18 protein-coding genes are annotated in these 22,442 nt (G+C 63.1%); 7 read left to right on the forward strand and 11 right to left on the reverse strand.

Features of this window, described 5'->3' with window-relative positions; translation table 11 throughout:
• The first annotated feature begins 114 nt into the window (after positions 1-114).
• Complete coding sequence (locus B2D37_RS19495) at positions 115-1,788, forward strand: BCCT family transporter (protein WP_079204266.1); 1,674 nt, start codon at positions 115-117, stop codon at positions 1,786-1,788.
• A 56-nt stretch (positions 1,789-1,844) separates the two neighbouring features.
• Here the strand turns inward: B2D37_RS19495 and B2D37_RS19500 are convergent, their stop codons facing one another.
• Positions 1,845-2,696, reverse strand: coding sequence for a LysR family transcriptional regulator (locus B2D37_RS19500; RefSeq protein WP_079204267.1), 852 nt, complete (start codon positions 2,694-2,696; stop codon positions 1,845-1,847).
• A 158-nt stretch (positions 2,697-2,854) separates the two neighbouring features.
• Here B2D37_RS19500 and B2D37_RS19505 point away from each other — a divergent pair, with 158 nt between their 5' ends.
• A complete protein-coding gene (locus B2D37_RS19505; protein WP_079204268.1) occupies positions 2,855-5,380 on the forward strand; it encodes a CoA transferase in 2,526 nt (841 codons plus the stop codon).
• Positions 5,381-6,277: 897 nt separating this feature from the next.
• Here B2D37_RS19505 and fdhA read toward each other — a convergent pair.
• The 9 genes from fdhA to B2D37_RS19550 all read right to left on the reverse strand — a co-directional run bounded on the left by fdhA (position 6,278) and on the right by B2D37_RS19550 (position 16,624).
• On the reverse strand, positions 6,278-7,477 hold the full coding sequence (gene fdhA / locus B2D37_RS19510; protein WP_079204269.1) for a formaldehyde dehydrogenase, glutathione-independent: 1,200 nt from the start codon (positions 7,475-7,477) through the stop codon (positions 6,278-6,280).
• Positions 7,478-7,610: 133 nt separating this feature from the next.
• Positions 7,611-8,474: a formyltetrahydrofolate deformylase gene (purU, locus tag B2D37_RS19515; protein WP_079204270.1), complete on the reverse strand. Its 864-nt coding sequence runs from the start codon at positions 8,472-8,474 to the stop codon at positions 7,611-7,613.
• 119 nt (positions 8,475-8,593) lie between these two features.
• Positions 8,594-9,223 carry a sarcosine oxidase subunit gamma gene (locus B2D37_RS19520; protein WP_079204271.1) on the reverse strand — a complete coding sequence of 210 codons (630 nt, stop codon included), beginning with the start codon at positions 9,221-9,223 and terminating at the stop codon, positions 8,594-8,596.
• Between the two features lie 86 nt (positions 9,224-9,309).
• Entirely contained in the window at positions 9,310-12,327 is a 3,018-nt protein-coding gene (locus B2D37_RS19525) for a sarcosine oxidase subunit alpha (RefSeq protein WP_079202631.1), read from the reverse strand.
• Entirely contained in the window at positions 12,324-12,653 is a 330-nt protein-coding gene (locus tag B2D37_RS19530; RefSeq protein WP_025163301.1) for a sarcosine oxidase subunit delta, read from the reverse strand. The genes B2D37_RS19525 and B2D37_RS19530 overlap by 4 nt, the downstream gene beginning before the upstream one ends.
• A 15-nt stretch (positions 12,654-12,668) precedes the next feature.
• Complete coding sequence (locus B2D37_RS19535; protein ID WP_079204272.1) at positions 12,669-13,919, reverse strand: sarcosine oxidase subunit beta family protein; 1,251 nt, start codon at positions 13,917-13,919, stop codon at positions 12,669-12,671.
• Positions 13,920-14,013: 94 nt separating this feature from the next.
• Positions 14,014-15,267, reverse strand: coding sequence for a serine hydroxymethyltransferase (glyA, locus tag B2D37_RS19540; RefSeq protein WP_079204273.1), 1,254 nt, complete (start codon positions 15,265-15,267; stop codon positions 14,014-14,016).
• A 206-nt stretch (positions 15,268-15,473) separates the two neighbouring features.
• Positions 15,474-16,217, reverse strand: a complete 744-nt coding sequence (locus B2D37_RS19545) for a TraX family protein (protein WP_079204274.1) — start codon at positions 16,215-16,217, stop codon at positions 15,474-15,476.
• A gap of 107 nt (positions 16,218-16,324) precedes the next feature.
• Positions 16,325-16,624: a hypothetical protein gene (locus tag B2D37_RS19550; RefSeq protein WP_079204275.1), complete on the reverse strand. Its 300-nt coding sequence runs from the start codon at positions 16,622-16,624 to the stop codon at positions 16,325-16,327.
• A 230-nt stretch (positions 16,625-16,854) separates the two neighbouring features.
• On the opposite strand from B2D37_RS19550, the gene B2D37_RS19555 reads away from it, so the two are divergent.
• From B2D37_RS19555 to B2D37_RS19575, 5 genes are all read left to right on the forward strand, one after another.
• On the forward strand, positions 16,855-17,898 hold the full coding sequence (locus B2D37_RS19555; protein WP_079204276.1) for a low specificity L-threonine aldolase: 1,044 nt from the start codon (positions 16,855-16,857) through the stop codon (positions 17,896-17,898).
• A gap of 426 nt (positions 17,899-18,324) precedes the next feature.
• Positions 18,325-18,729 (forward strand): hypothetical protein, encoded by a 405-nt coding sequence (locus tag B2D37_RS19560; protein ID WP_154067128.1) that lies wholly within the window; start codon positions 18,325-18,327, stop codon positions 18,727-18,729.
• Positions 18,730-19,024: 295 nt separating this feature from the next.
• Complete coding sequence (locus B2D37_RS19565; protein ID WP_079204278.1) at positions 19,025-20,212, forward strand: sulfite oxidase; 1,188 nt, start codon at positions 19,025-19,027, stop codon at positions 20,210-20,212.
• A complete protein-coding gene (locus B2D37_RS19570) occupies positions 20,199-20,543 on the forward strand; it encodes a cytochrome c (protein ID WP_218190338.1) in 345 nt (114 codons plus the stop codon). Before B2D37_RS19565 ends, B2D37_RS19570 begins: the two co-directional genes overlap by 14 nt.
• A gap of 71 nt (positions 20,544-20,614) precedes the next feature.
• Positions 20,615-21,214, forward strand: a complete 600-nt coding sequence (locus tag B2D37_RS19575; protein WP_079204280.1) for a pyridoxal 5'-phosphate synthase — start codon at positions 20,615-20,617, stop codon at positions 21,212-21,214.
• Between the two features lie 105 nt (positions 21,215-21,319).
• On the opposite strand, the gene gbcB is transcribed toward B2D37_RS19575, so the two are convergent.
• On the reverse strand, positions 21,320-22,420 hold the full coding sequence (gene gbcB, locus B2D37_RS19580) for a glycine-betaine demethylase subunit GbcB (RefSeq protein ID WP_079204281.1): 1,101 nt from the start codon (positions 22,418-22,420) through the stop codon (positions 21,320-21,322).
• Positions 22,421-22,442: the final 22 nt, after the last annotated feature.

Below are 22,442 nucleotides of genomic sequence, written 5' to 3' on the forward strand. Positions count from 1 at the left end.
GGCGCCAGGCGGATCAGCCGTCGGCTGAGAAGAATCTCTTCAGTGAATTGAAGAAATAGCGACACGCATAACAAATACAAAAATTAGCCGTAGCTCTCCGTGGAGAACACGTAAATGTCGACCATAAAAGAAAAATTCGGTGGCGCCCCTGGCACCACCGTATTCAAAGAAGATTTGCTGTGTAAAACGGGCCTGTTCAAAGGCATGCACAAGGGCATGACTATTGTGTCCGCGGTCATGGTTTTGGCCTTCGTGCTGTTTGCCGGGTTCAATACCGAATTGGCCGGGACCCTGTTCGGTGCCACTCGCAGCTGGATCGAAGGGATTTTCGGCTGGTACTACTTGGTGGTCATGGTGTTCTTCATCGCGATCTGTGTCGTGCTGGTGTTCACCCGCTACGGCAGCGTGCGCCTCGGCGACGATGACAGTAGGCCGGACTTCAGCAATTTTGCCTGGTTCTCCATGCTGTTCTCCGCCGGCATCGGCATCGGCATCCTGTTCTTCGGCGTGGCCGAGCCGATCTTCTACCTGGATAACAGCGGCGCCTTCGGCTACCCGAACAACCCCTACGCCGACCTGGCCGGCGCTACTGCCATCGGCCATGCGCGGGCGGTGGATGCCCTGCGGGTGACCTACTTTCACTGGGGTTTTCATGGCTGGGCGGTGTACGCCATCGTCGGTCTGTCGCTGGCCTATTTCGCCTACCGCAAGAAGCTGCCGCTGGCCCTGCGTTCGGCGCTGCATCCCTTCATTGGCGATCGCATCTACGGGCCGATCGGCCATATCGTCGACCTGTTCGGCGTGCTCGGTTGCGTATTCGGCATCGCCACCTCCCTGGGCCTGGGCGTCAGCCAGATGGCCGTGGGCCTGGAGCGCCTGATTGGCGTGGACCCGGGCACCACTACCCAGCTGGTGCTGATCGGTCTGATCTCCATCGTCTCGATCATGTCGGCGCTGTCCGGTGTGGGCCGCGGCATCAGGATCCTTTCCGAATGGAACATCATCATCTCCGCCCTGGTGGTGGCCTTCTTCCTGTTCGGCGGGCCTACCGCCTGGCTGCTGAGTATGTTCGGCGAGTCGCTGGGCAGCTACCTGGTCAACTTCATGCCGATGGGCCTGTGGTTCCCCGAAGAAGAAGGGCCGGCGGCCTGGCAGAACGGCTGGACCGTGTTCTACTGGGGCTGGTGGCTGGCGTGGGCACCCTTCGTCGGGCTGTTCATCGCGCGCATCTCGCGTGGCCGCACCCTGCGTGAGTTCGTCATCGGCGTGGTCTGCGTACCGACCCTGATTATCTTCGTCTGGCTGGGCATCTTCGGCGGTTCGGCGCTCTATCAGGAACTGAATGCCGCGGGGGGTGCCGGCACTGGCGAGCTGATCCAGTTGGTGAATGCCTGGAACCTGCCGGCCGCACTGTTCGCCACGGCCGACGGCATCGCCGGTACCGGCATCATGGGTTGGGTGCTGTCGGCCATGCTGGTGTTCCTGCTGGTCAGCTGGTTCGTCACCTCGTCCGACTCCGGCACCCTGGTGCTGACCACCATCCTGTCCCTGGGTAACGAGGAACCGCCGAAGATCTTCCGCATCTTCTGGGGCACCGTGATCGGCTTCGTCGCCGGGGTATTGCTGGTCGCCGGCGGCCTCAGTGCGCTGCAGACCGCCAATATCGCAGCGGCGCTACCGCTCAGTGTGGTGATCCTGCTGATGACCCTTGGCGTGCTCAAGTCGCTGATCATGGACTCGGGCGAAGTCGCAGGCGCAGACGTTAAGATCCAGGCGGATAACGCCTAAGCGTCCTTAGCGGTGCGCTGCAAGGCACGGGCCTCCTACGGGAGGCCCGTGCCGTTTCAGGGCTGCGCCAGAACCTCGCGCAAGCTGGTCAGGGCCACCTGCAGTAGCCGTGGGTCCTGCGCATCGCTGGCATAGGTGACGAAGATGGGCCGTTTGAACTCCGGCGCATCCGCCACCTGGTGCAGCTCGCCGGACTTCAACAGGGGTGCCGCCTGGCGCTCCGCCAGGTAGGCGCACCCTCCGTTGCGCTGCAGCCAGGGCAGACCCAACGCAGCAAAGCCGCAGGTCAGTCGGCTGCTCTGCAGCTGCGGCAAGCGCTCCGAGTGCGCCGCGTTATAGCCCCAGCCCCAGTCGATATACAGGTAGTTGTCGGCGGTTACTTGGTCCAGCGATGTGGCGCGGCTGGACACCATCAGCAAGCGGTCTTCTGCAGCCTGCTCGACCACTAGGCCGGCCGTGGCGTCGGCGACGAAGATAAGGCCGATATCCAGGGCTCCCGCGGCGATCTGGCGGACGATGGCCCCCGAATAATCGGCCTCCAGGTGGAGGTTCAGGTGTGGATCGTATTGGTGCAGGACGCTGCCCCAACGAAACAGTAGATCGCCGGCCAGGCTGGGATGTGCAGCGAGGCGCAGTCGACCGCTGCTGGTTTGCTGCTGGGCGAGCTCGCGCTTGGCGCGTTGCCAGCGCTGCTGCATGGCGATGGCATGGTGATAGAACTGGCGCCCGGCCGGGGTCAATGACATGCCTTCATTGCTGCGCACGAATAACGGTTGATCCAGCTGTTCTTCAAGCTGCTTGATCCGCGAACTGACTGCCGACTTGGTCAGGCACAGTTGTTCGGCGCACAGACTCAAGCGTTTCAGGTCGGCCAGGGTGAGGAAGGTCTTGATCGCTTGCAGGTCCAATGGAGTCCCCTGGCGTCGACTGTTTTAGGGTCGGCGAAGTTGGCGGTGTTGGAGTGTACAAAAAAATCAAACACTCAGTCCGAAACTATCCGATATGCCTCCCGTCAGCGATTTCTTAGGCTCGCAGCTGTTCAATTCATCGATAGCGGCAGGTGTATATGAAAGCGATTCAGCAGCGCCCTTTAAGTGGATACCGGGTTGTCGACTTCGGTCAGTACATTGCCGGGCCGGCCGTGGCGATGATGTTGGCCGACCAGGGCGCCGAGGTGGTGCACATCGACCCGCCCCAGGGCCCGCGTTGGGATAACCCGGCGGACGCCATACTGAATCGGGGCAAGCAGCGGGTCAGTCTGGATCTGCACCGCGAGCAAGACCTGCAGCTGGCGCTGGATCTGATCAGACACGCCGATGTGCTGGTCGAGAACTTCCGCCCAGGGGTGATGGCCAGGCTGGGCCTGGGTGTCGAACAGGTGAAGCTGATCAATCCGTCACTGGTCTACCTGTCCCTGCCAGGGTTTGCCGAGCAGGACCTCGAATATGCAGGGCTACCTGCCTGGGAAGGCATTATCGCCGCGGCAGTCGGGCAGTTCACCGACATGGGTCTTAGCCGAGTACTGATGGGGATCACTCCGTCGTTTTCACCGCTGCCCCTGGCATCCGCCTATGCCTCGGTGTTGGGCGCTACAGCGGTGACCTTGGCGCTGTTTGATCGGATCAAAACGGGTCAGGGTGAGCGGATCGAAGTGCCAATCGCCGCTGCGCTCATGGAAGGCTTGGCCTACAACTCCATGCACATAGAAGGCTTGCCCGAGCGCTACCAGTCGCTGCGGGAACGCGAGATCGAGCGCCGCCGGACTAATGACCTGCCGCTGAACCTGCACTATGCCGATCTGCAGGAATTCCTCGACCCCTTCTACCGCACCTATGTTTGCCAGGATGGCCGGCCCTTTTATGCCGTCTGCTGCTCGCACTCCCGCCACCCAATCGGCTGCCTGAAAGTATTGGGCCTTTGGGACGCAGTCAGGGCGGCGGGCATACCGACCCACAGTCCCTACCTGGACGTTGCCGACTGGCCGGATGGCGCCGAATGCACGCTCTTGTCCTATCCGCTGTCGCGGGAATGGGCAGACCTGGTCTCCAACAGGATGAAAGCGGCATTCCAAACCAAGCCTGCCTACGAATGGCAGCGCCTATTCGGCGAGGCCGGGGTGCCGGGTTGTGCGCACCAGCTAACCAGCGAATGGCTGGCCAGCGAGCATGCCTTGCAGTCGGCAAGTGTGCTGGAGGTTGAAGACCCGCGTTTCGGAACCATGCGCCAGCTGGGCAATATCTGTTGGTTGCAAGGTGATACGGCCGTTACCGAAAAACAGCCGGCGCAGTCACCCAGCACTGATCGAGCTGGCGTGCTGCAGCTATTGGCCAGTTGGCGTGAACGGGGCGTTCCCCAGCCAACAGCAGGCGAGGCACCGGCAGCTAGAGGCTGGCTTGATGGTATTAAGATTCTCGACCTGACCAATGTGATTGCCGGGCCTACCATCGCCTGTACCTTGGCCCGCTTTGGCGCCGAAGTTATCAGTATCGATCCGGCAAAACCGGCGCTGGATCCTTGGAACACGTCGGTGTTCGGCATGCAGGCCAATCAGGGCAAGCAGAGTGTCTTGCTGGATCTGCAAAGCCAGCAGGGCCAAGCCGTGCTGGACAAGTTATTGATGCAGGTCGACGTCATCACGATTAACGGCAGCGATGCTCAGTTGGCGCGGCTGGGCCTGTCGGTCGAGCGACTGCAGCGGATAAATCCCGAGCTGATCCTCTGTCAGTTCGATGCCTACGGCGGGCCAAAGCGGGGGCCGCGCAGTGACCAGCCGGGTTATGACGATTTGGTTCAAGCCACCACCGGCATCATGGCCCGCTTCGGTGGCGGCATGCAGACACCCGAGGAGCATGCACACTTCGGTACGATTGATGTGCTCGGCGGCTACTGCGCCGCGCAGGCCATCGGCGTCGCCCTGGTTAAGCGTGCGCATGGCCATGGAGGCTCGCTGGCGCGCAGTTCGCTGGTGGCTGCGGGGCAGTTGATTCAGCTGCCATTCATGTATGACTACCCGGGCCGGGCGCCTTTCAATGAGCCCAGTGGGCGGGAAGTTAAGGGGGCTAATGCCTTCTATCGCTGTTACCAGGCGCAGGATGGCTGGTTCTTTCTGGCACTCGATCAAGCAACGCAGTTGCAGAGCCTGTGCCTTGCGCTGGATCTGGCGGATCTTCAGCTTGCCGATAGCCATGAGGCAGAGCCGCGGCTTGAAGCGTTGTTCAGATCGCAGCCAATCAGCCACTGGCAGGCACGCCTGAGCGAAGTCGATATCGGCTGCCAACCGTTGGCAAGGATGAGTCAGTTGCGCGAGTCTTCACTGATGCGCTCGTCAACCGGTATCGACCTGAATGGACCGAAATCAGTGGCCTTCATTGACTATCCAGACCATCCCAGCGGCCACCGAGTGACGTTGATTGCACCCAACTCGATTCGTCTGAGTCGAGCTCGCGTCAAGCTGCCGAGCGCCATGCCAAAGTACGGTAGCCACACCCGGGTAATGCTTGAGCAGTTGGGCTGTACCACCCGGGACATCGAGCAGATGATCGTACAGGGTGTGGCGGCGGATCAGTGGGCTGAGCGGTACCTGCCAATGTGATTAGGCCAACGCCCTAAGAGGCTGATGATGCCTGGTGCCGGGCGCAACTACGCGCCTAGGTCCCGCGAGGAATAAATGCAAACGTAGATATGCTGGGGGGTAACGAGTAGCCAGCAGGAGCAGCTGCAAGTGGCCGGCAGGGGCTCCGCGAGCATGATCCGGGCTGGTGCGGCAGCGCGTGGGGGCTGAATGAAAGTCGCAGGGTTCGGGCGAGGAGGGCAGCACAAAGCACGAAGGGGAGCCTAAGCTCCCCTTCAAAGTGTCGTTGCGTGCTTTGTTTTTGTTGTTGAACGATCTGTTGTTGTTTTTATCATTACAAATCGCTGTTTGACCCCATCAGGGATCAAGGCAAACGTATTTTTTTGGACCCTGGTACTGCCATCGTCACTAAGTGATCCAACCTACCAATCAGCTACCTTGAGGTAGTTTTATTGTTATTGGCCTGGTCACGGGGTCGACCCCGAACAACACAACCGCTCCAAAAAAATCTGTTTGCTGCTCGCCTGTACGGTTGTTTTTATTGTGTCAGCGTCGAGACGTATCGTTGTACTTGGATTCTTGTTTTTGTGCGGTAATAGATTGCATGGCTCGTGCCAGTTTTAAAATAGTCATATAAATCAATTGATTAAAAATATACGCAATGAAATCCACGCTGTTTTGTTGCTGACTGTGTTGCCGTACTACCCGTTTTCGTTACCCCGGTAGGGCGGCGGTAACACCTGGGCGGCAGCTAGCGGTCGGTGGCGGAACACGCCGAGGCGGCGAGCAGATGGCTGGCCTGGCTCTGCGCGGTTGCCCGGCGGATGCCCAGCGCAGCGGCATAAAAAAGGGAGCCACAAGGCTCCCGCAAGACTGGTGCCGCCCACACGCGGGGGCGGCCCAGGTTAGGCATTTAACTTAAGCGGCGCTGAACAGCTTGTGCGGGTCGATAACGAATTTCTTCGGCACGCCGGCGTCGAACTCGTGGTAGCCATTGGGCGCCTGATCCAGGCTGATCACCTCGACACCGACCACGTCGGCGATGTTGATGCGGTCCCACATGATCGCCTGCATCAGCTGACGGTTGTACTTCATTACCGGGGTCTGACCGGTGTGGAAGCTGTGCGACTTGGCCCAGCCGAGGCCGAAGCGGATGCTCAGTGCACCCTTCTTCGCCGCGGCATCGACTGCGCCCGGATCTTCGGTGACGTACAGGCCGGGAATACCGATCTTGCCGGCAACCCGAACCACACCCATCAACGAGTTGAGCACGGTGGCCGGAGCCTCGTGCTGCACCCCATCGTGACCATGACCGCGAGCCTCGAAGCCCACCGCGTCGATGGCGCAATCGACTTCAGGCTCGCCCAGCAGGGCGGCAATCTGTTCGTGCAGCGGGGTGTCCAGTGTCAGATCGGCGATCTCGAAGCCTTGGGCCTTGGCATGCACCAGACGCACCGGGTTGACGTCGCCGACGATGACCACGGCAGCGCCGAGCAGGCGCGCGGAGGCGGCAGCGGCCAGGCCGACCGGACCGGCACCGGCGATATATACCGTGCTACCTGGGCCGACGCCGGCGGTGACCGCGCCGTGGTAGCCAGTCGGCAGAATGTCGGACAGGCACGTCAGGTCGCGGATCTTCTCCATCGCCTTGTCGCGGTCCGGCAGCTTGAGCAGGTTGAAGTCCGCGTAGGGCACCAGGGCGTATTCGGCCTGGCCACCGGTCCAGTCGCCCATGTCGACGTAGCCGTAGGCGCCGCCGGGACGTGCCGGGTTGACCGACAGGCAGACGCCGGTGTGCTGTTCCTTGCAGCTACGGCAGCGGCCGCAGGCGACGTTGAACGGCACCGAGACCAGATCGCCGATCTGCAGGTTCTCGACGTCGCGACCTTTCTCGATCACTTCGCCGGTAATTTCGTGGCCCAGGACCAGGCCGGTTTGTGCGGTGGTACGGCCGCGCACCATGTGCTGGTCGGAGCCGCAGATGTTGGTGGAGACCACCCGCAGGATCACCGCATGCTCGATTTTCTTGCCGCGTGGATCCTGCATTTTTGGATAGTCGATCTTTTGTACTTCGACCTTGCCTGCGCCGAGATAGACGACGCCACGATTACCGGACATTGGATGTTCTCCTTTGTTGTTGTGGATACAAAGGCGCGGCCAACGGCCACGCGGCCTTGCATTGGAGCTTTTCGACGTGTTGCTGGCGCGATAGGGGCAGTGCGGGACTGCCCTCACCGGCGCGGTGGTACGGTTAAGCGTGCAGCACCACGGTGCGGTTGGCGTTGAGGAACACCCGCCGCTCGAGGTGGTAGGCGATCGCCTTAGCCAGGGTCTGGCACTCGATGTCGCGGCCCTTGGCGACCAGGTCTTCGGGGTAGTGGGCATGGTCCACCGCCTCCACGCCCTGGGCGATGATCGGCCCCTCGTCGAGGTCATTGTTGATGTAATGGGCGGTGGCGCCGACCAGCTTGACGCCCTTCTGGTACGCCTGGTGATAGGGCTTGGCGCCCTTGAAGCCGGGCAGCAGCGAGTGGTGGATATTGATCGCCCGGCCGTCCAGCTTGCGGCACAGTTCGGGTGAGAGCACCTGCATGTAGCGGGCGAGCACCACCAGTTCGGCGCCGCTGTCCTCGATCACCTGCAGCACCTTGCGCTCTTGCGCCGGCTTGTCGTTGGGGTCGAGGGGGAAGTGGTAATAGGGAATCTCGTGCCAGCTTGCCAGCGGTTCCAGGTCGGGATGGTTGGACACCACCGCCACCACGTCCATGGCCAGATGGCCGATGCGCTGGCGGTAGAGCAGGTCGTTCAGGCAATGGTCGGCCTTGCTCACCATCAGCACCACCTTGGCCCGGTAGCCCGGCGGGGTCAGTTCGGTGTGCATGTCGAAGGGCGCCAGGCGCTCATCGAGGCCGGCGCGAAAGGCCTGCTCGTCGAAGCCCTCGGCTACGCGGAACTCGACGCGGATGAAGAAGCGCGAGGACAGCCGGTCATCGAACGAATGGTGCTCGGTGACGTAGCAGTTCTGCTCGAACAGGAAGCGCGTCACCGCGTCCACGGTGCCGAGCACGCTCGGGCAGTGGGCGGTGAGAATCCAGGTATCGGGGGTGCGGCTCATGGTCAAGCTCCCGGTAATCGTTGCCAGTGCGGGCGTCTGTGGGAGGGGCTTTAGCCGCGAAAACAGTCGCGGCTAAAGCGGATCGCCGCCCGGCCCCTCCCACAGGATTGCTACTGCTGTCAGGCCTTGATCGCCAGGCCGAATTCGGCGCAGGCGTCTTGCAGCCACAGCCAGATGTAATCGGAGAAACTGCGGCGCACCAGCAGCTCCCAGGTCTCTTCGCCGCTGCGGCGAATCACCAGCTGGGTCTTGGCGACGGTGGTGCCGACCGCTTTGCCGACCGGGAAGTTGCGGGGATGCACGTCATAGATCGACGACTTCATCAGCATCTCGCGGACTTTCGGCCCCGTCAGTTCGAGAATAGTCTGCCCACCGCTGACGTTGACCACCTGCAGGTGTTGGCCGGCCAGCGCTTCGCGCAGGCTCTTTTCGGCGGCGTACTCTTCGCCGCTCGGTACGATCAGCAGCCACTCGTCCGGGCCCAGCCATTGCAACGAGGCCTCACCCTTGACCACCAGGCCCAGTGCGCCGGGCAGTTCCAGGCCGGTGGCCTTGTGCACGGCGCCGGCAAAGGCCGGGTCATGGCCATCGCCGCGCAGGGTCAGGTGACCCAGCAGTTTTCTCTCGCGCAGGCTGATGCCCGCGGTGCTCTTGCCCTTGCCTGCCAGCTCATGCAGGCCGGCGTGAAACAGCGGGGACTCGGCGTGCGCCGCATCGGGGCGCTGCTTGTAAACGTTTACTGTGCTCATGTTGTTCCGCCTGTCGTAGGTACGTCAGCGCTAATTCGTTGCTCGCCAGGCTCCAGCCTGCTGGGGCCTGGCGAGTGGTCGTGGTCTCAGACGTTCTGCTGCTCGCCTTTCGGGTCGAAGAACACCGACGGGACTATCTCGGCCTCGATCAGGCTGCCATCTGCCAGCGGGGCGAAAACCTTCTCGCCCATGCGCTTCAAGCCGCCTTTGACCAGGGCCAGGGCAAAGCTGTAGCCCATGCTGGTGCTGTAGTAGCTGGAGGTCACGTGGCCGACCATGCTCATCGGAATCGCCTGCTTGGCGTCGAACACCAGCTGTGCGCCTTCCGGCAGCACCGCGCTGGTGTTGACCGGCTTGAGGCCGACCAGCTGCTTGCGGTCTGCCTTGGTGCAGTCTTCGCGGTTCATCCCGCGCCAGCCGATCCAGGAGAAAGGTTTGGTGCGACCGACACACCAGCCCATGTTGAGGTCGTCCGGGGTCACCGAGCCATCGGTCTCCTGACCGACGATGATGAAGCCCTTCTCGGCCCGCAGCACGTGCATGGTCTCGGTGCCGTACGGGGTCAGGTTGTACTTCTTGCCCGCCGCGACGATCTTTTCCAGCACGCCCATGGCGTAGTCGGCCTGCACGTTGACCTCAAACGACAGCTCACCGGTAAAGGAGATGCGGAACACCCGCGCCGGCACGCCGCCAACCTGGCCTTCCTTCCAGGTCATGAACGGGAAGGCGTCCTTGTCCAGGTCGATGTCGCTGACTTCGGCCAGCAGCTTGCGGCTGTTGGGGCCGGACAGGGTCATGGTCGCCCAGTGGTCGGTGACCGAGGTGAAGTACACCTTGAGGTCCGGCCACTCGGTCTGCTGGTAGATTTCCAGCCACTGCATGACGCGCGCGGCGCCGCCGGTGGTGGTGGTCATGACGAAGTGGTTATCGGCCATACAGGCGGTCACGCCGTCGTCGAAGACCATGCCGTCTTCCTTGCACATCAGGCCGTAACGGGCCTTGCCCACGTCCAGCTTGGTCCAGGCGTTGGTGTACACGCGGTTGAGGAACTCGCGCGCATCCGGGCCCTGGATGTCGATCTTGCCCAGGGTCGAGGCATCGAGCAGGCCGACGCTGTCGCGTACCGCCTTGCACTCGCGGCCGACGGCGGCGTGCATGTCTTCACCGGCCTTGGGGAAGTACCAGGGGCGCTTCCACTGACCGACGTCCTCGAACTCGGCGCCATTTTTCAGGTGCCAGCTGTGCAGCGCGGTGTAACGCACCGGGTCGAACAACGCACCGCAGTTACGCCCGGCCACGGCGCCGAAGGTCACCGGGGTGTAGTTCGGGCGGAACATGGTGGTGCCCATCTGCGGGATGCTGATGCCCATCGACCGCGCGGCAATCGCCAGACCGTTGATGTTGCCCAGCTTGCCCTGATCGGTACCGAAGCCCAGCGCGGTGTAGCGCTTGAGGTGCTCGACCGACTCGAAGCCCTCGCGGGTGGCCAGTTCGATACCGGCCGCGGTGACGTCGTTCTGCTGGTCGACGAACTGCTTCGGCGCCCGTGCGGTCGACTTCTCGTGCGGCACCTGAAACAGCGCGATGCTCGGCTCTTCGTGACGGCCGAAAACTTTCGGCAACTCGCCCGAGACCGGGGTAAAGCCCGCGTCGGCAGACGCCTTGGCGCCGGCTTCGAAGCCGTCGGCGAGCACTTCGCCGAGGGCGAACACGCCGTTCATGGCACCGGCGCAGACGCGCGCCTGGAAACCTTCACCCGGCACGAAACCGAGGATGTCTTCACGCCAGGTCGGCTTGCCGCCCAGGTGCGAGGCCAGGTGCACCACCGGGCTGTAACCGCCGGAGCTGGCGACCAGGTCGCACTCCAACCATTCGCCGGGGCTGGTGACTTTATGTGCCTGCGGATCGATCGCCGCGACGCGCGCCGCGCTGACGCGCTTGCTGCCACGCACTTCGATCACCGCACTGCCGGTCAGGACGCGCAGGCCCTTGGCCCGTGCTTCTTCGACCCAGGCACCCTTTGGGTTGGCACGGGCATCGGCGATGGCGACCACCTTGAACCCGGCTTCCAGACAGTCCAGCGCTACGCGGTAGGCGTAATCGTTGGTGGTCGACAGCACCAGCTGCTTACCCGGGGCCACGCCGTAACGGCGCACGTAGGTGGACACCGCGCCGGCCAGCATATTGCCGGGCACGTCGTTGTTGCCATACACCAGCGGACGCTCGTGGGCGCCGGCGGCCAGGACTACGCGCTTGGCACGCACCCGGTGCAGGCGCTGCCGCACCTCGCCCATCGGCGCGGCATCACCGAGGTGATCGGTGCGCCGTTCGTGGATGGTGAGGAAGTTGTGATCGTGATAGCCGTGCACGGTCGAGCGCGGCAACAGGGTGACTTCCGGCATCTTCTGCAGTTCGGCGAGGGCCTTGGCCACCCAATCGGCGGCCGGTTTGCCGTCGAGGCTTTCGCGGCTGTCGAGCAGATGACCGCCGAACTCTTCCTGCTCGTCGGCGAGGATCACCCGTGCACCGCTACGCCCGGCAGCCAATGCGGCGGCCAGACCGGCGGCGCCGCCACCGACCACCAGCACGTCGCAGTGCTGGTTCAGGTAGTCGTAGCTGTCCGGATCGTTTTCCTTCGGCGCGCGACCCAGGCCAGCCGCCTTACGGATGTACTTCTCGTAGGTCAGCCAGAGGTTCTGCGGGTACATGAAGGTCTTGTAATAGAACCCCGGCGGCATCATCTGCCCACCGACCTTGCCGAGAATGCCCATCAGGTCATTGTTGACGCTCGGCCAGCCGTTCACGCTGTTGGCCACCAGGCCGCTGTACAGGGCCTGCTGGGTGGCGCGCACGTTGGGGATCTGGGTGGCTTCGCTGGCGCCGATCTGCAGCACCGCGTTGGGCTCTTCGGCGCCGGCGGCGACGATGCCGCGCGGACGCGAGTACTTGAAGCTACGACCGACGACGTCGACGCCGTTGGCCAGCAACGCGGCGGCCAAGGTGTCGCCGCTGAAACCCTGATAGCTCTCACCGTTGAAGGTGAAGGTCAAAGGCTGGTTGCGGTTGATCCGGCCACCTTTGCTCAGGCGATTGATCTGACTCATGCCTTTTCTCCTGCCGCACGGCTGGGCTGCTTCGCACTGTTCGGCTTAGCGGTCACGCTCGGCTTTTCGCCAATCTTGTAGGTTTCGAAAATTTCGTAGCTGATGGTGTCGCGCGTGGCATTGAAGTACTGCCGGCAACCGGCCGCGTGAATCCATAGCTCGTGGTGAATGCCGCGCGGGTTGTCGCGGAAGAACAGGTACTCGCCCCACTCCGCATCGGTGCAGGCATTCGGGTCCAGCGGGCGCGGGATGTGCGCCTGGCCGGCCGAGTGGAATTCCTCTTCGGAGCGCAGCTCGCCACAATGGGGACAGAAGATGTTCAGCATGTCGGATTTCTCCTGTTAGTGGGCGACGCCGGCAGCGCCGTGCTCGTCGATCAAGGCGCCGTTGTAGAAACGGTCCATGGCGAAGGGTTTGGCCAGTGCGTGCATCTCGCCTTTGGCCAGGCTGGCGGCGAATACGTGACCGGAACCCGGAGTGGCCTTGAAGCCACCGGTCCCCCAACCGCAGTTGAAGAACAGGTTCGGCACCGGGGTCTTGCTGATGATCGGGCAGGCGTCCGGCGTGGTGTCGACGATGCCGCCCCACTGCCGGTTCATGCGTACCCGCGAGAGCACCGGGAACAGCTCGACGATGGCCTGCAGGGTGTGCTCGATGGTCGGGTAGGAGCCGCGCTGGCCGTAACCGACGTAACCGTCGATACCGGCACCGATGACCAGGTCACCCTTGTCCGACTGGCTGATATAACCGTGTACCGCGTTGGACATGATCACGCTGTCGATGATCGGCTTGATCGGCTCGGACACCAGCGCCTGCAGCGGGTGCGACTCGATCGGCAGGCGGAAACCGGCCTGCTTGGCCATGTGCCCGGAGTTACCGGCGGTGACCACACCGACGCGCTTGCCGCCGATGAAGCCCTTGTTGGTTTCCACACCGATGCACACGCCGTTTTCCTTGCGAAAACCGGTCACTTCGGTCTGCTGGATCAGGTCGACGCCCAGGGCATCGGCGGCGCGCGCATAGCCCCAGGCCACGGCATCGTGACGGGCCACGCCGCCGCGCCGCTGCAGGGACGCACCCATCACCGGGTAACGGGTGTTCTTGCTGCAATCCATATACGGAATCAGTTCCTCGACCTGCTTGGCATTGAGCACCTCGCCATCGATACCGTTGAGGCGGTTAGCGCCGACCCGGCGCTCGATGTCGCGCATGTCTTGCAGGCTGTGACCGAGGTTGAACACGCCGCGCTGGGAGAACATCACGTTGTAGTTGATGTCCTGCGACAGGCCTTCCCACAACTTCATGGCGTGCTCGTAGAGGTGCGCCGATTCGTCCCACAGGTAGTTGGAACGCACGATGGTGGTGTTGCGCGCGGTGTTACCGCCGCCCAGCCAGCCCTTCTCGATCACCGCGACGTTCTTCACGCCGAATTCTTTGGCCAGGTAGTAGGCCGTGGCCAGACCATGGCCGCCGCCGCCGACGATGATCACGTCGTAGACCGGCTTGGGCGTCGGCGTGCGCCACATGCGCTGCCAGTTTTCGTGGTGGCTGAAGGAGTGCTTGAGCAGGCCGAAGCCGGAATAACGTTGCATCAGTGGGTACTCCTGATACGTAAAAACTTAACCATGGATGGCCTGTTCAGTCGACGTAGGGGGCGGAAGCCACCCTACGATCCTGCTGACACGATCAACGATAGACGGGGTAGTCGGCGCACAGCCCTGCTGCCAGAGTAGCTACCTGGGCCTCGACGTCGGCATCGCCGAGGTGATCGAGGATGTCGCAGATCCAGCCAGCCAGCTCGGTGCTCTGTTGTTCCTTGAAGCCGCGGGTGGTGATGGCCGGGGTGCCGATGCGCAGGCCCGAGGTGACGAACGGCGACTGCGGGTCATTCGGTACGGAGTTCTTGTTCACGGTGATGCCGGCACGGCCGAGGGCGGCGTCGGCGTCTTTACCGGTCAGGCCCTGACGGATCAGGCTGACCAGGAACAGGTGGTTATCGGTACCGCCGGAGACCACGTCGAAACCACGGTCGATGAAGACCTTGGCCATCGCCTTGGCGTTCTTGATCACCTGCGCCTGATAGTCCTTGAAGCCAGGCTCCAGCGCTTCCTTGAAGCACACCGCCTTGCCGGCGATCACATGCATCAACGGGCCGCCCTGGGCGCCGGGGAATACTGCCGAGTTGAGCTTCTTCTCGATCTCGGGATTGCTCTTGGCCAGGATCAGGCCGCCACGCGGACCGCGCAGGGTCTTGTGGGTGGTGGTGGTAACCACGTCGGCGTAAGGCAGCGGATTGGGGTACAGGCCAGCGGCAACCAGACCGGCAACGTGGGCCATGTCGACGAACAGCAGGGCACCGACCTTGTCGGCGATGGCGCGAAAGCGCGGGAAATCCAGGGTCTTGGAGTAGGCGGAGAAGCCGGCCACGATCATCTTCGGCTGGCACTCGACGGCCAGGCGCTCGACTTCGTCGTAATCGATCAGGCCGGTGGTGGTGTCGATGCCGTACTGCACGGCGTTGTACAGCTTGCCGGAGGAGCTGACCTTGGAACCGTGGGTCAGGTGACCGCCGTGGGCCAGGCTCATGCCCAGGATGCAGTCTCCGGCCTGTAACAAGGCCAGGTACACGGCGCTGTTGGCCGAGGAGCCGGAGTGCGGCTGGACGTTGGCGAAGTCGGCGCCGAACAGTTGCTTGGCGCGATCGATGGCCAGTTGCTCGACCACATCGACATGCTCGCAGCCACCGTAGTAACGCTTGCCCGGATAGCCTTCGGCGTACTTGTTGGTCAGGCCGCTGCCCTGGGCCTGCATCACGCGCTGGCTGGTGTAGTTTTCCGAGGCGATCAGCTCGATGTGATGCTCCTGACGGGCTTCTTCGGCGTCCATCGCCGCCAGCAGTTCGTCGTCGTAGCCCTTGATTTGGTCGTCTTTGCTGAACATCGCTGATCTCCTGCGGCGCCACGTTGTAGCGCATCTGTGTCGGAATCGGGGCTGAGCCCTTGTGCAGCCGATGGTATGACTCGCCCTGAACCGCCAGATGCCTATGCACGCCACGGGAGGTTGCGTTTGCGACATGCGCGTTTGCGACAGGTCGCTGTCGGTAATGCCAATACTTGGCGGCGGCCAGGCTAGAGCGGGTGCGGCCGTCAGCGTAGCCAGTATTCGCGCAGGGCGGCGAGCACGAGAAAGTGCCCGGGATAGAACAGATAGGCCCAGCGTCGGACCGGCGGTACGCTGATGTGCAGCGGCTGGCGCAGTAGCCAGAGACCGAACAGCGGGGCCAGGGCGCAGCTGACAATCACCGCCCAGGCAAAGGGCTCGCCGCGCGCCGCCTCGACATAGAAGGGCGGCCAGTAATTGGCGAGCAGGCTCAGCAACAGTGGCCAGATCCAGGCCGGATGGGGTCGACTCAGGGCGTAGACAAAGGCTGCCGGCAGCAAGGCCCCGGCGAGGCCGAACATCAGCCAGGAATGGGCGGCAACGGCGACCAGCAGGGCGCCCAGGGCCAGCCAGCGCGCCTGGCCGTGGGGCTGCTGTACGCCACTGGCAATCAGCAGGCCGAGAACCAGGGTTGGCAGCACGTTGAGCGATTGCGGCGCTTGCACCAGCAGGCGATATGGCCACTCGGAAAGCAGCGCAAACAGCAGCAGCAGGCCGAGGTAGCGCAGCGCTACCGGTGGGCGCGGGCGCGCCGTCGGGCGCACCAGGTTGGCGGCGATGGCCAGGCAGAACAGCGGGAAGGCCAGGCGGCCGGGAATATAGAGGGCGTACAGCGGCGGCCAGACATGCCGCAGGTGATCGATCAGCATGCTCAGCAGCGCCAGCCACTTGAGCAGGTCCAGCGCGGCATCACGCGGCCGGCTGGCCAGGACGGAGGAGGAGGTTGGCATGGCGGCGCTCACAGGTCATCGGGCATGCTCGACGTTAACCCAGGATCGCTGTCGCTGCCCCTCTCGTTATCACACCAGCGGATCGCCAGGTAGCGCTGGCGCGGTGATCAGCCCTGCAGCTTGGTGTTGCAGCTGCTGGAGGCGGTCACCAGGCGCTGCTGCAGCGCCGGGTCGGGTTGTGACTGGTTACGCATCGCCTCCAGCTCTGCTGCGCTGAACTCGTTGCTGACCTTGTCGGCCGCGCATTCGCAGAAGGCCTGCAGCTGTGCCTGGCTGTGGCTGGATTGGGCGCCGGTCACGCACTCGTTGACGAACTCGGTTTTGGCTCCCTCAGGCCAGCCGGCAGCAGTCGCAGGCAGGGCAAAAGCCAGGGGAATGACAAACGCAATCAGATGACGGTAGTTCATGGTGGATTCCTGTTCGGGTCAATCACTTCGGCAAGCGCTGCCGGGACCCTAGTTGTGAGGCCGTGTGCTTGCGTGAGTTCCTTTTCTTTTGCCTGCAGTTGCCTGGCAACCATTCGGCGGGCCGGACAGCGCCTGGAATGAACAAGATGTCGCCACAGCGTGCTACCGGCGACAGGCTGCGAGGGTAAAGTAGCGGCATGCGCCGACGACCTAATAGGAAGGAACGAGCAATGTCCGACTCATCGCAACAGTTCGCCAGCGACAATTATTCCGGCATCTGTCCGGAAGCCTGGGCCGCCATGGCCGAGGCCAATCACGGCCATGACCGCGCGTACGGCGACGATCAGTGGACGGCACGGGCCGCCGATCATTTTCGCGAACTGTTCGAAACCGACTGCGAAGTGTTCTTCGCCTTCAATGGCACCGCGGCCAACTCGCTGGCCCTGGCGGCGCTGTGCCAGAGCTACCACAGCGTGATCTGCTCGGAGACCGCCCACGTCGAAACCGACGAATGCGGTGCCCCGGAGTTCTTCTCCAACGGATCCAAGCTGCTGCTGGCGCAGACCGAGAACGGCAAGCTGACGCCGCCAGCAATCCGCGAAATCGCCCTCAAGCGCCAGGATATTCACTTCCCGAAACCGCGGGTGGTAACCCTGACCCAGGCCACCGAGGTCGGTACGGTCTATCGCCCCGAAGAGGTCCGCGCGATTAGCGCCACCTGCCGCGAGTTGGGCCTCAATCTGCACATGGACGGCGCGCGCTTCTCCAACGCCTGCGCCTTTCTCGACTGCACGCCGGCCGAGCTGACCTGGAAGGCCGGGGTCGACGTGCTGTGCTTCGGTGGCACCAAGAATGGCATGGCGGTGGGCGAGGCGATCCTGTTCTTCAACAAGGCCCTGGCTGAAGACTTCGACTACCGCTGCAAGCAGGCCGGCCAACTCGCGTCGAAGATGCGCTATCTGTCGGCGCCCTGGGTCGGCCTGCTGCAGGGCGCCGCCTGGCTGAAGTACGCGCGGCATGCCAACCAGTGCGCGCGCCTGCTCGCCGAACTGGTCAGCGACGTGCCGGGGGTGAGCCTGATGTTCCCGGTGGAGGCCAACGGCGTGTTCCTGCAACTGTCAGAACCGGCCATCGCCGCTCTGCGCGCCAAAGGCTGGCGTTTCTACACCTTTATCGGTGCCGGTGGCGCGCGCTTCATGTGCTCCTGGGATACCGAAGAAGAGCGGGTGCGCAAGCTGGCGGCCGATATCCGCATGGCCATGGCTGCGGGCTAGGCTTCACCCGATCCGCCGGCCTGTCCAGGACGGCGGATCGGGGCCAGTCGCCAGGTCGCCAGGCGATGAACGCAGCCGCAGCGATCTGACTTTCATTCAATATCACCGCCTGTGGTTGGTACGGTTAGTTGGTTAATTCAAGTTCGGATGACTCGGGTCCTGAGGCCAGGCGCCACGACGAGCCATAGCTGGCTATGGTGAGCAGAGGCCGCGCAGTCTCGGGGGCCTCAGATGCCGAAATTGACTAACTGGACTAACCACGCAGGTCGAGGCGCTAGCGCACGCGACACCGCAAGTGGTCGAACGATGACCCGCGCGCCCCTCCGCCACGTCAGCATCTACTAGTCTTAGGGTTAACTCCCTCGGCAGAGCAGCTGGTAGCCATGCGTTTGCGACAGGTATTGGCCTCGGTGCCAGACACTGGACGTGCAGATCACTGCCAACAACAGATGGTCACCGAGCACTTGCAGCAAAACACTTTACCTACAGGCCCTGGAGCCATTGCTGCGGCTGATCAACGACCCACGCGCGGCGCTGTGCCTGTTCTGGCCGGTGCTGCAGGAGCTGGCGATCATCGAAGGCGATGTATTCCTGCCGTCTGCCGAAGCTTCGGATTTTTACTGGCACAAACACCCCCGGGTGGCGCAACTCGCGGTCTGGGCATCCGAACAAGGTCCCCCGGCGCCGAACAACCGGTGCTGCGCCGGGTGGTGCGGCAGTTCGAGCATGACCTGGGTTTCGAGCCGGTGCCGAGAAACCCCGATTGGTGCGCCTTCCGCATCCAGTCCGTTCGCATTGAATTCTGGCCACCGGTTGGCAGCGGATGCGTGAGCGAACCGGCTAGCACAAAGACGCGGACGGCCAGTGGCGGCGCGAAGCGCTCAATCCCTGAGTGACTGTGCTTAACACTCATCCTGGAGCAGTACGCCGGGCGAGTTTGGCTCTATCCAAACCGCGCAAGGCAGCTGGATAGTACGGAGTCGTACCCTTGTACCCCGAGCGGGAACCCGCATTGCTCCCGCTCACCTGGGCTGCGCAGCTGTTCGCCGCGCCCTTCACGACCTAAGTTTGCGCGAAGCAGGGGTCAAGCCCGTGCAGCGCGACTCGCTAATAAGGGAGAAATGACATGAGCGACAACTTTGATCCACGCCGCCGTCAGGTGCTGCTGGGCAGCGCCGTGGCGCTCGCCTCGGCCAGCCTGCTCGGCCTCAGCCCGCTTAGCCTGGCCGCCGAGATGCCGCTGCCGGACTACGTCAACTGGAAAACCCCCGAAGCCCTGATCGTGCACAGCGCCAACACCCTGGAAACCAAGCGTGACGCCATCGGCACCAGCATAGTGACGTCCAACGAGCAGCTGTTTATCCGCAACAATCTACCGCCACCACCGCCGTCCATCGTCGCCGACCGCGATGCCTGGACGGTCGCCTTCAAGGGCGTGAAAAACCCACGCAGCATCAGCCTCGGCGAACTCAAGACCCTCGGAGTCGCTACCGTCGCCACTGTGCTGCAGTGCTCGGGTAACGGCCGGGCGTTCTTCGACCACGAAACCAGCGGCACTCAATGGGCGACCGGCGCAGCCGGCTGCGTCTTGTGGAGCGGCGTGCCGCTGAAAACCGTGGTCGAGGCTCTGGGGGGCAGCCTCGGCGACCTCCCCTACATCACCAGCACCGGCGGCGAAGAGCTACCCGCCGGCCTCGACCCGAAGAGTCTGGTGGTCGAGCGCTCGGTGCCCCTGCGCGCACTGGAGCAGGCCATCCTCGCCTGGGAACTGAACGGCGAACCGCTACCGCTGGCCCATGGTGGCCCGTTGCGCCTGGTGGTGCCGGGTTACTACGGGGTGAATAACGTCAAGTACGTCAAACAGGTGGCCTTCACCGCCGAGCAGACCGACGCCAAGATCCAGGCTTCGGGCTACCGCATCCGCCCGGTTGGTCAGGGCGGCGCACCGGATCAGCCGTCGATGTGGGAGATGAACGTCAAGTCCTGGATCACCCAGCCACTTGAACAGGCCAAGGCCGGACGAGTGCGCATTCAGGGCGTGGCCTTCGGCGGGGCCAAGGAAGTGAAGAGCGTCGAGGTGTCGCTGGATGGCGGCAAGAGCTGGCAAGCGGCCCCCTTCGTAGGCCCGAGCCTGGGCCCATACGCCTGGCGCCCCTTCGTGCTGATCCTCGACCTCAAACCCGGTAACTACAACCTGGTGAGCCGGGCGACCGATGTCGAGGGTAACGTCCAACCCCAGGATGAACTGGTCAATGAACGCGGCTATGGCCATAACGGCTGGAGGGATCATGGAGTCAGCATTGCGATTGTCTAAAGCCTCGGGACTGGCGCTGGGCCTTGCCCTGAGCAGCCTGTTCGGCACGGTCAAAGCTGGTGAAGCGGCGACCGATGACGCCCGTTACCAACTGGGCCGCAAGGTGTTCACCGAGCAGGCGCAACCCTCCTGCACGATCTGCCACACCCTGCAGGACGCCGGCGCCAGTGGCGCCATTGGCCCTAACTTGGATGAGCTCAAGCCAAATCCCGAGCGGGTCATGGCTGCGGTACGCGGCGGCGTCGGGGTGATGCCGGCTTTTGCGGCATTGCTCAGCGCCGAGCAGATCGAGGCTGTGGCCCAGTATGTGGCGCAGGTGGCAGGGCAGTGAGTCCTATACTGGGTGTGCGACCCCTGCAAGAATTGCCAAGGGTCGGCGTCGGCAAAGGATGATGACTGAGTATGAAGAGCAGCGAAGCGATTTATCGAGAGGCCTTGGATCAGCTGCAGCGGTTGATCGAGCAGGCCACCGCGCAGGGCGTGGACGAGGCCCATGCCGCCGCGCTGGCGACGGCGGATCGTTATGCTCACCCCTCCGTGCGCATGGTCTACATCGCCGCCGTCGAGGAGGCTGGGTTGCTGTTCTTCGTCAATACCGAGAGTGGCAAGGGTCAGCAACTGATCGACAACCCGCGCGCGTCGCTGTGTTTCTTCTGGCGCGAGCTGCAGGAGCAGGTGACGCTCGAAGGCGATGTCATCCGGCAATCCGTTGAAACGTCGGACAACTACTGGTGCAAGCGGGCCCGCGAGACCCAATTGGCAGCCTGGGTACTTCCTCAGGGCGCTCCTGCGCCAGAAAAAGGCGAATCGCGTCGACAGGTGCGCCAGCTTGAGCAGGCCCTGGGTTTCGAGCCGGTGCCACGCAGTCCGAACTGGTGCGCCTTCCGCCTTCAGCCTGAGCGGATTGAGTTCTGGCCGTCTGGCTGGCCGCGCATGCGTGAGCGTGTCAGGTACCAGCAAGATGCGGATGGAGTGTGGTCTGAGGCGGTGCTTACCCCCTGAGAGACTCAGGGGGGCGTGATCGACGGTGACGGGTGCTGATGCGGATAAACGCTTACTCAACCCGCTGCCGGTTTAGCGGCAGCGGAGAGCTGAAGGTCGCGTCAATCAATAGTCGATAGTCACATCGCCCTGGGGCACGCTGCAGCAGGACAGGATAAAGCCTTCGGCGACGTCCTCGTCGGTGATCCCGCCGTTGTGCTCCATGCTCACCTCGCCGGCGGTCTTCATCACCTTGCAGGTGCCGCAGATACCCATGCCGCAGGCCTTGGGAATGTGCAGGCCGAGCTTGGCCGCGGCCGCGTGCACGGTCTCGCCCGGATCGATGCGAATGCTCTTGCCAGTACTGATGAACTCCACCTGATGCTGCTCGGCCAGCGGTACCGGATCGGCGTCGGCCGCTTCGGCGGCCCACTCCTTGGCCTCTTCGCGGACATCTGCCGGCGTCGCGCCGAAGGATTCCTCGTGATAACGCGCCATGTCGAAGCCATTGGCTTCGAGCAGGCGCTTGACCGCATTCATATAGGGCGTTGGCCCGCAGCAGAAGATCTCCCGCTCCATGAAGTCCGGCGCCATCATGTGCATCATGGCCTGGTTGAGGTAACCCCGGTAACCGGCCCAGGCCTCGCCTAAGCCGTGCTTCTCGCAGATGATGTGCAGGCTGAAGTTGTTGATCCGCGCCGCCATGTTTTCCAGCTCGCGGTGGTAGATCACATCCTTGGGCGAACGTGCGCTATGCACGAAGATCATGTCGACGTTGGCGTTGGTGTCATAGAACCAACGGGCCATGGACATCACCGGAGTGATACCAACGCCGCCACTGAGGTAGAGGACCTTGTCCGCCGGAAAATCCATGGCGTTGAACAGTCCGACCGGACCGTGCACCGGCAGTTCGTCGCCTTCCGTAAGGTTTTCGTGCAACCAGTTGGACACCTTGCCGCCCGGCACCCGCTTGATCGTCACGGAGAAGCTGTAGGGCACCGCCGGTGAGCTGGAGATGGTGTACGAGCGCATGACCGGCTGGCCGTCGATCTCCAGCTCGAGGGTGACGAACTGCCCCGGTTTGAAGAAGTACAGCACCGGCTGTTCGGCCATGAAGCAGAAGGTGCGAACGTCCCAGGTTTCCTGGATCACCTTGACGCAGCGCACTAGATGGCGGCCGTTGTTCCAGGTCTGGGTGGTGACGGTGTTGAGGAAATCGTTCGACATGGTCGGTATCTCGCGCGCAGCG

It is taken from the genome of Pseudomonas sp. CC6-YY-74, from assembly GCF_002025205.1.
GTDB classification, from domain to species: Bacteria; Pseudomonadota; Gammaproteobacteria; order Pseudomonadales; family Pseudomonadaceae; genus Aquipseudomonas; species Aquipseudomonas paeninsulae.

Bases quoted from the DNA above. Each gene is read 5' to 3' on its own strand.
- B2D37_RS19495 (WP_079204266.1), top strand. From the start codon at position 115: ATGTCGACCATAAAAGAAAAATTCGGTGGCGCCCCTGGCACCACCGTA.
- B2D37_RS19505 (WP_079204268.1), top strand. From the start codon at position 2,855: ATGAAAGCGATTCAGCAGCGCCCTTTAAGTGGATACCGGGTTGTCGAC.
- fdhA (WP_079204269.1), bottom strand. From the start codon at position 7,477: ATGTCCGGTAATCGTGGCGTCGTCTATCTCGGCGCAGGCAAGGTCGAA.
- purU (WP_079204270.1), bottom strand. From the start codon at position 8,474: ATGAGCCGCACCCCCGATACCTGGATTCTCACCGCCCACTGCCCGAGC.
- B2D37_RS19520 (WP_079204271.1), bottom strand. From the start codon at position 9,223: ATGAGCACAGTAAACGTTTACAAGCAGCGCCCCGATGCGGCGCACGCC.
- B2D37_RS19525 (WP_079202631.1), bottom strand. From the start codon at position 12,327: ATGAGTCAGATCAATCGCCTGAGCAAAGGTGGCCGGATCAACCGCAAC.
- B2D37_RS19530 (WP_025163301.1), bottom strand. From the start codon at position 12,653: ATGCTGAACATCTTCTGTCCCCATTGTGGCGAGCTGCGCTCCGAAGAG.
- B2D37_RS19535 (WP_079204272.1), bottom strand. From the start codon at position 13,919: ATGCAACGTTATTCCGGCTTCGGCCTGCTCAAGCACTCCTTCAGCCAC.
- glyA (WP_079204273.1), bottom strand. From the start codon at position 15,267: ATGTTCAGCAAAGACGACCAAATCAAGGGCTACGACGACGAACTGCTG.
- B2D37_RS19545 (WP_079204274.1), bottom strand. From the start codon at position 16,217: ATGCCAACCTCCTCCTCCGTCCTGGCCAGCCGGCCGCGTGATGCCGCG.
- B2D37_RS19550 (WP_079204275.1), bottom strand. From the start codon at position 16,624: ATGAACTACCGTCATCTGATTGCGTTTGTCATTCCCCTGGCTTTTGCC.
- B2D37_RS19555 (WP_079204276.1), top strand. From the start codon at position 16,855: ATGTCCGACTCATCGCAACAGTTCGCCAGCGACAATTATTCCGGCATC.
- B2D37_RS19565 (WP_079204278.1), top strand. From the start codon at position 19,025: ATGAGCGACAACTTTGATCCACGCCGCCGTCAGGTGCTGCTGGGCAGC.
- B2D37_RS19575 (WP_079204280.1), top strand. From the start codon at position 20,615: ATGAAGAGCAGCGAAGCGATTTATCGAGAGGCCTTGGATCAGCTGCAG.
- gbcB (WP_079204281.1), bottom strand. From the start codon at position 22,420: ATGTCGAACGATTTCCTCAACACCGTCACCACCCAGACCTGGAACAAC.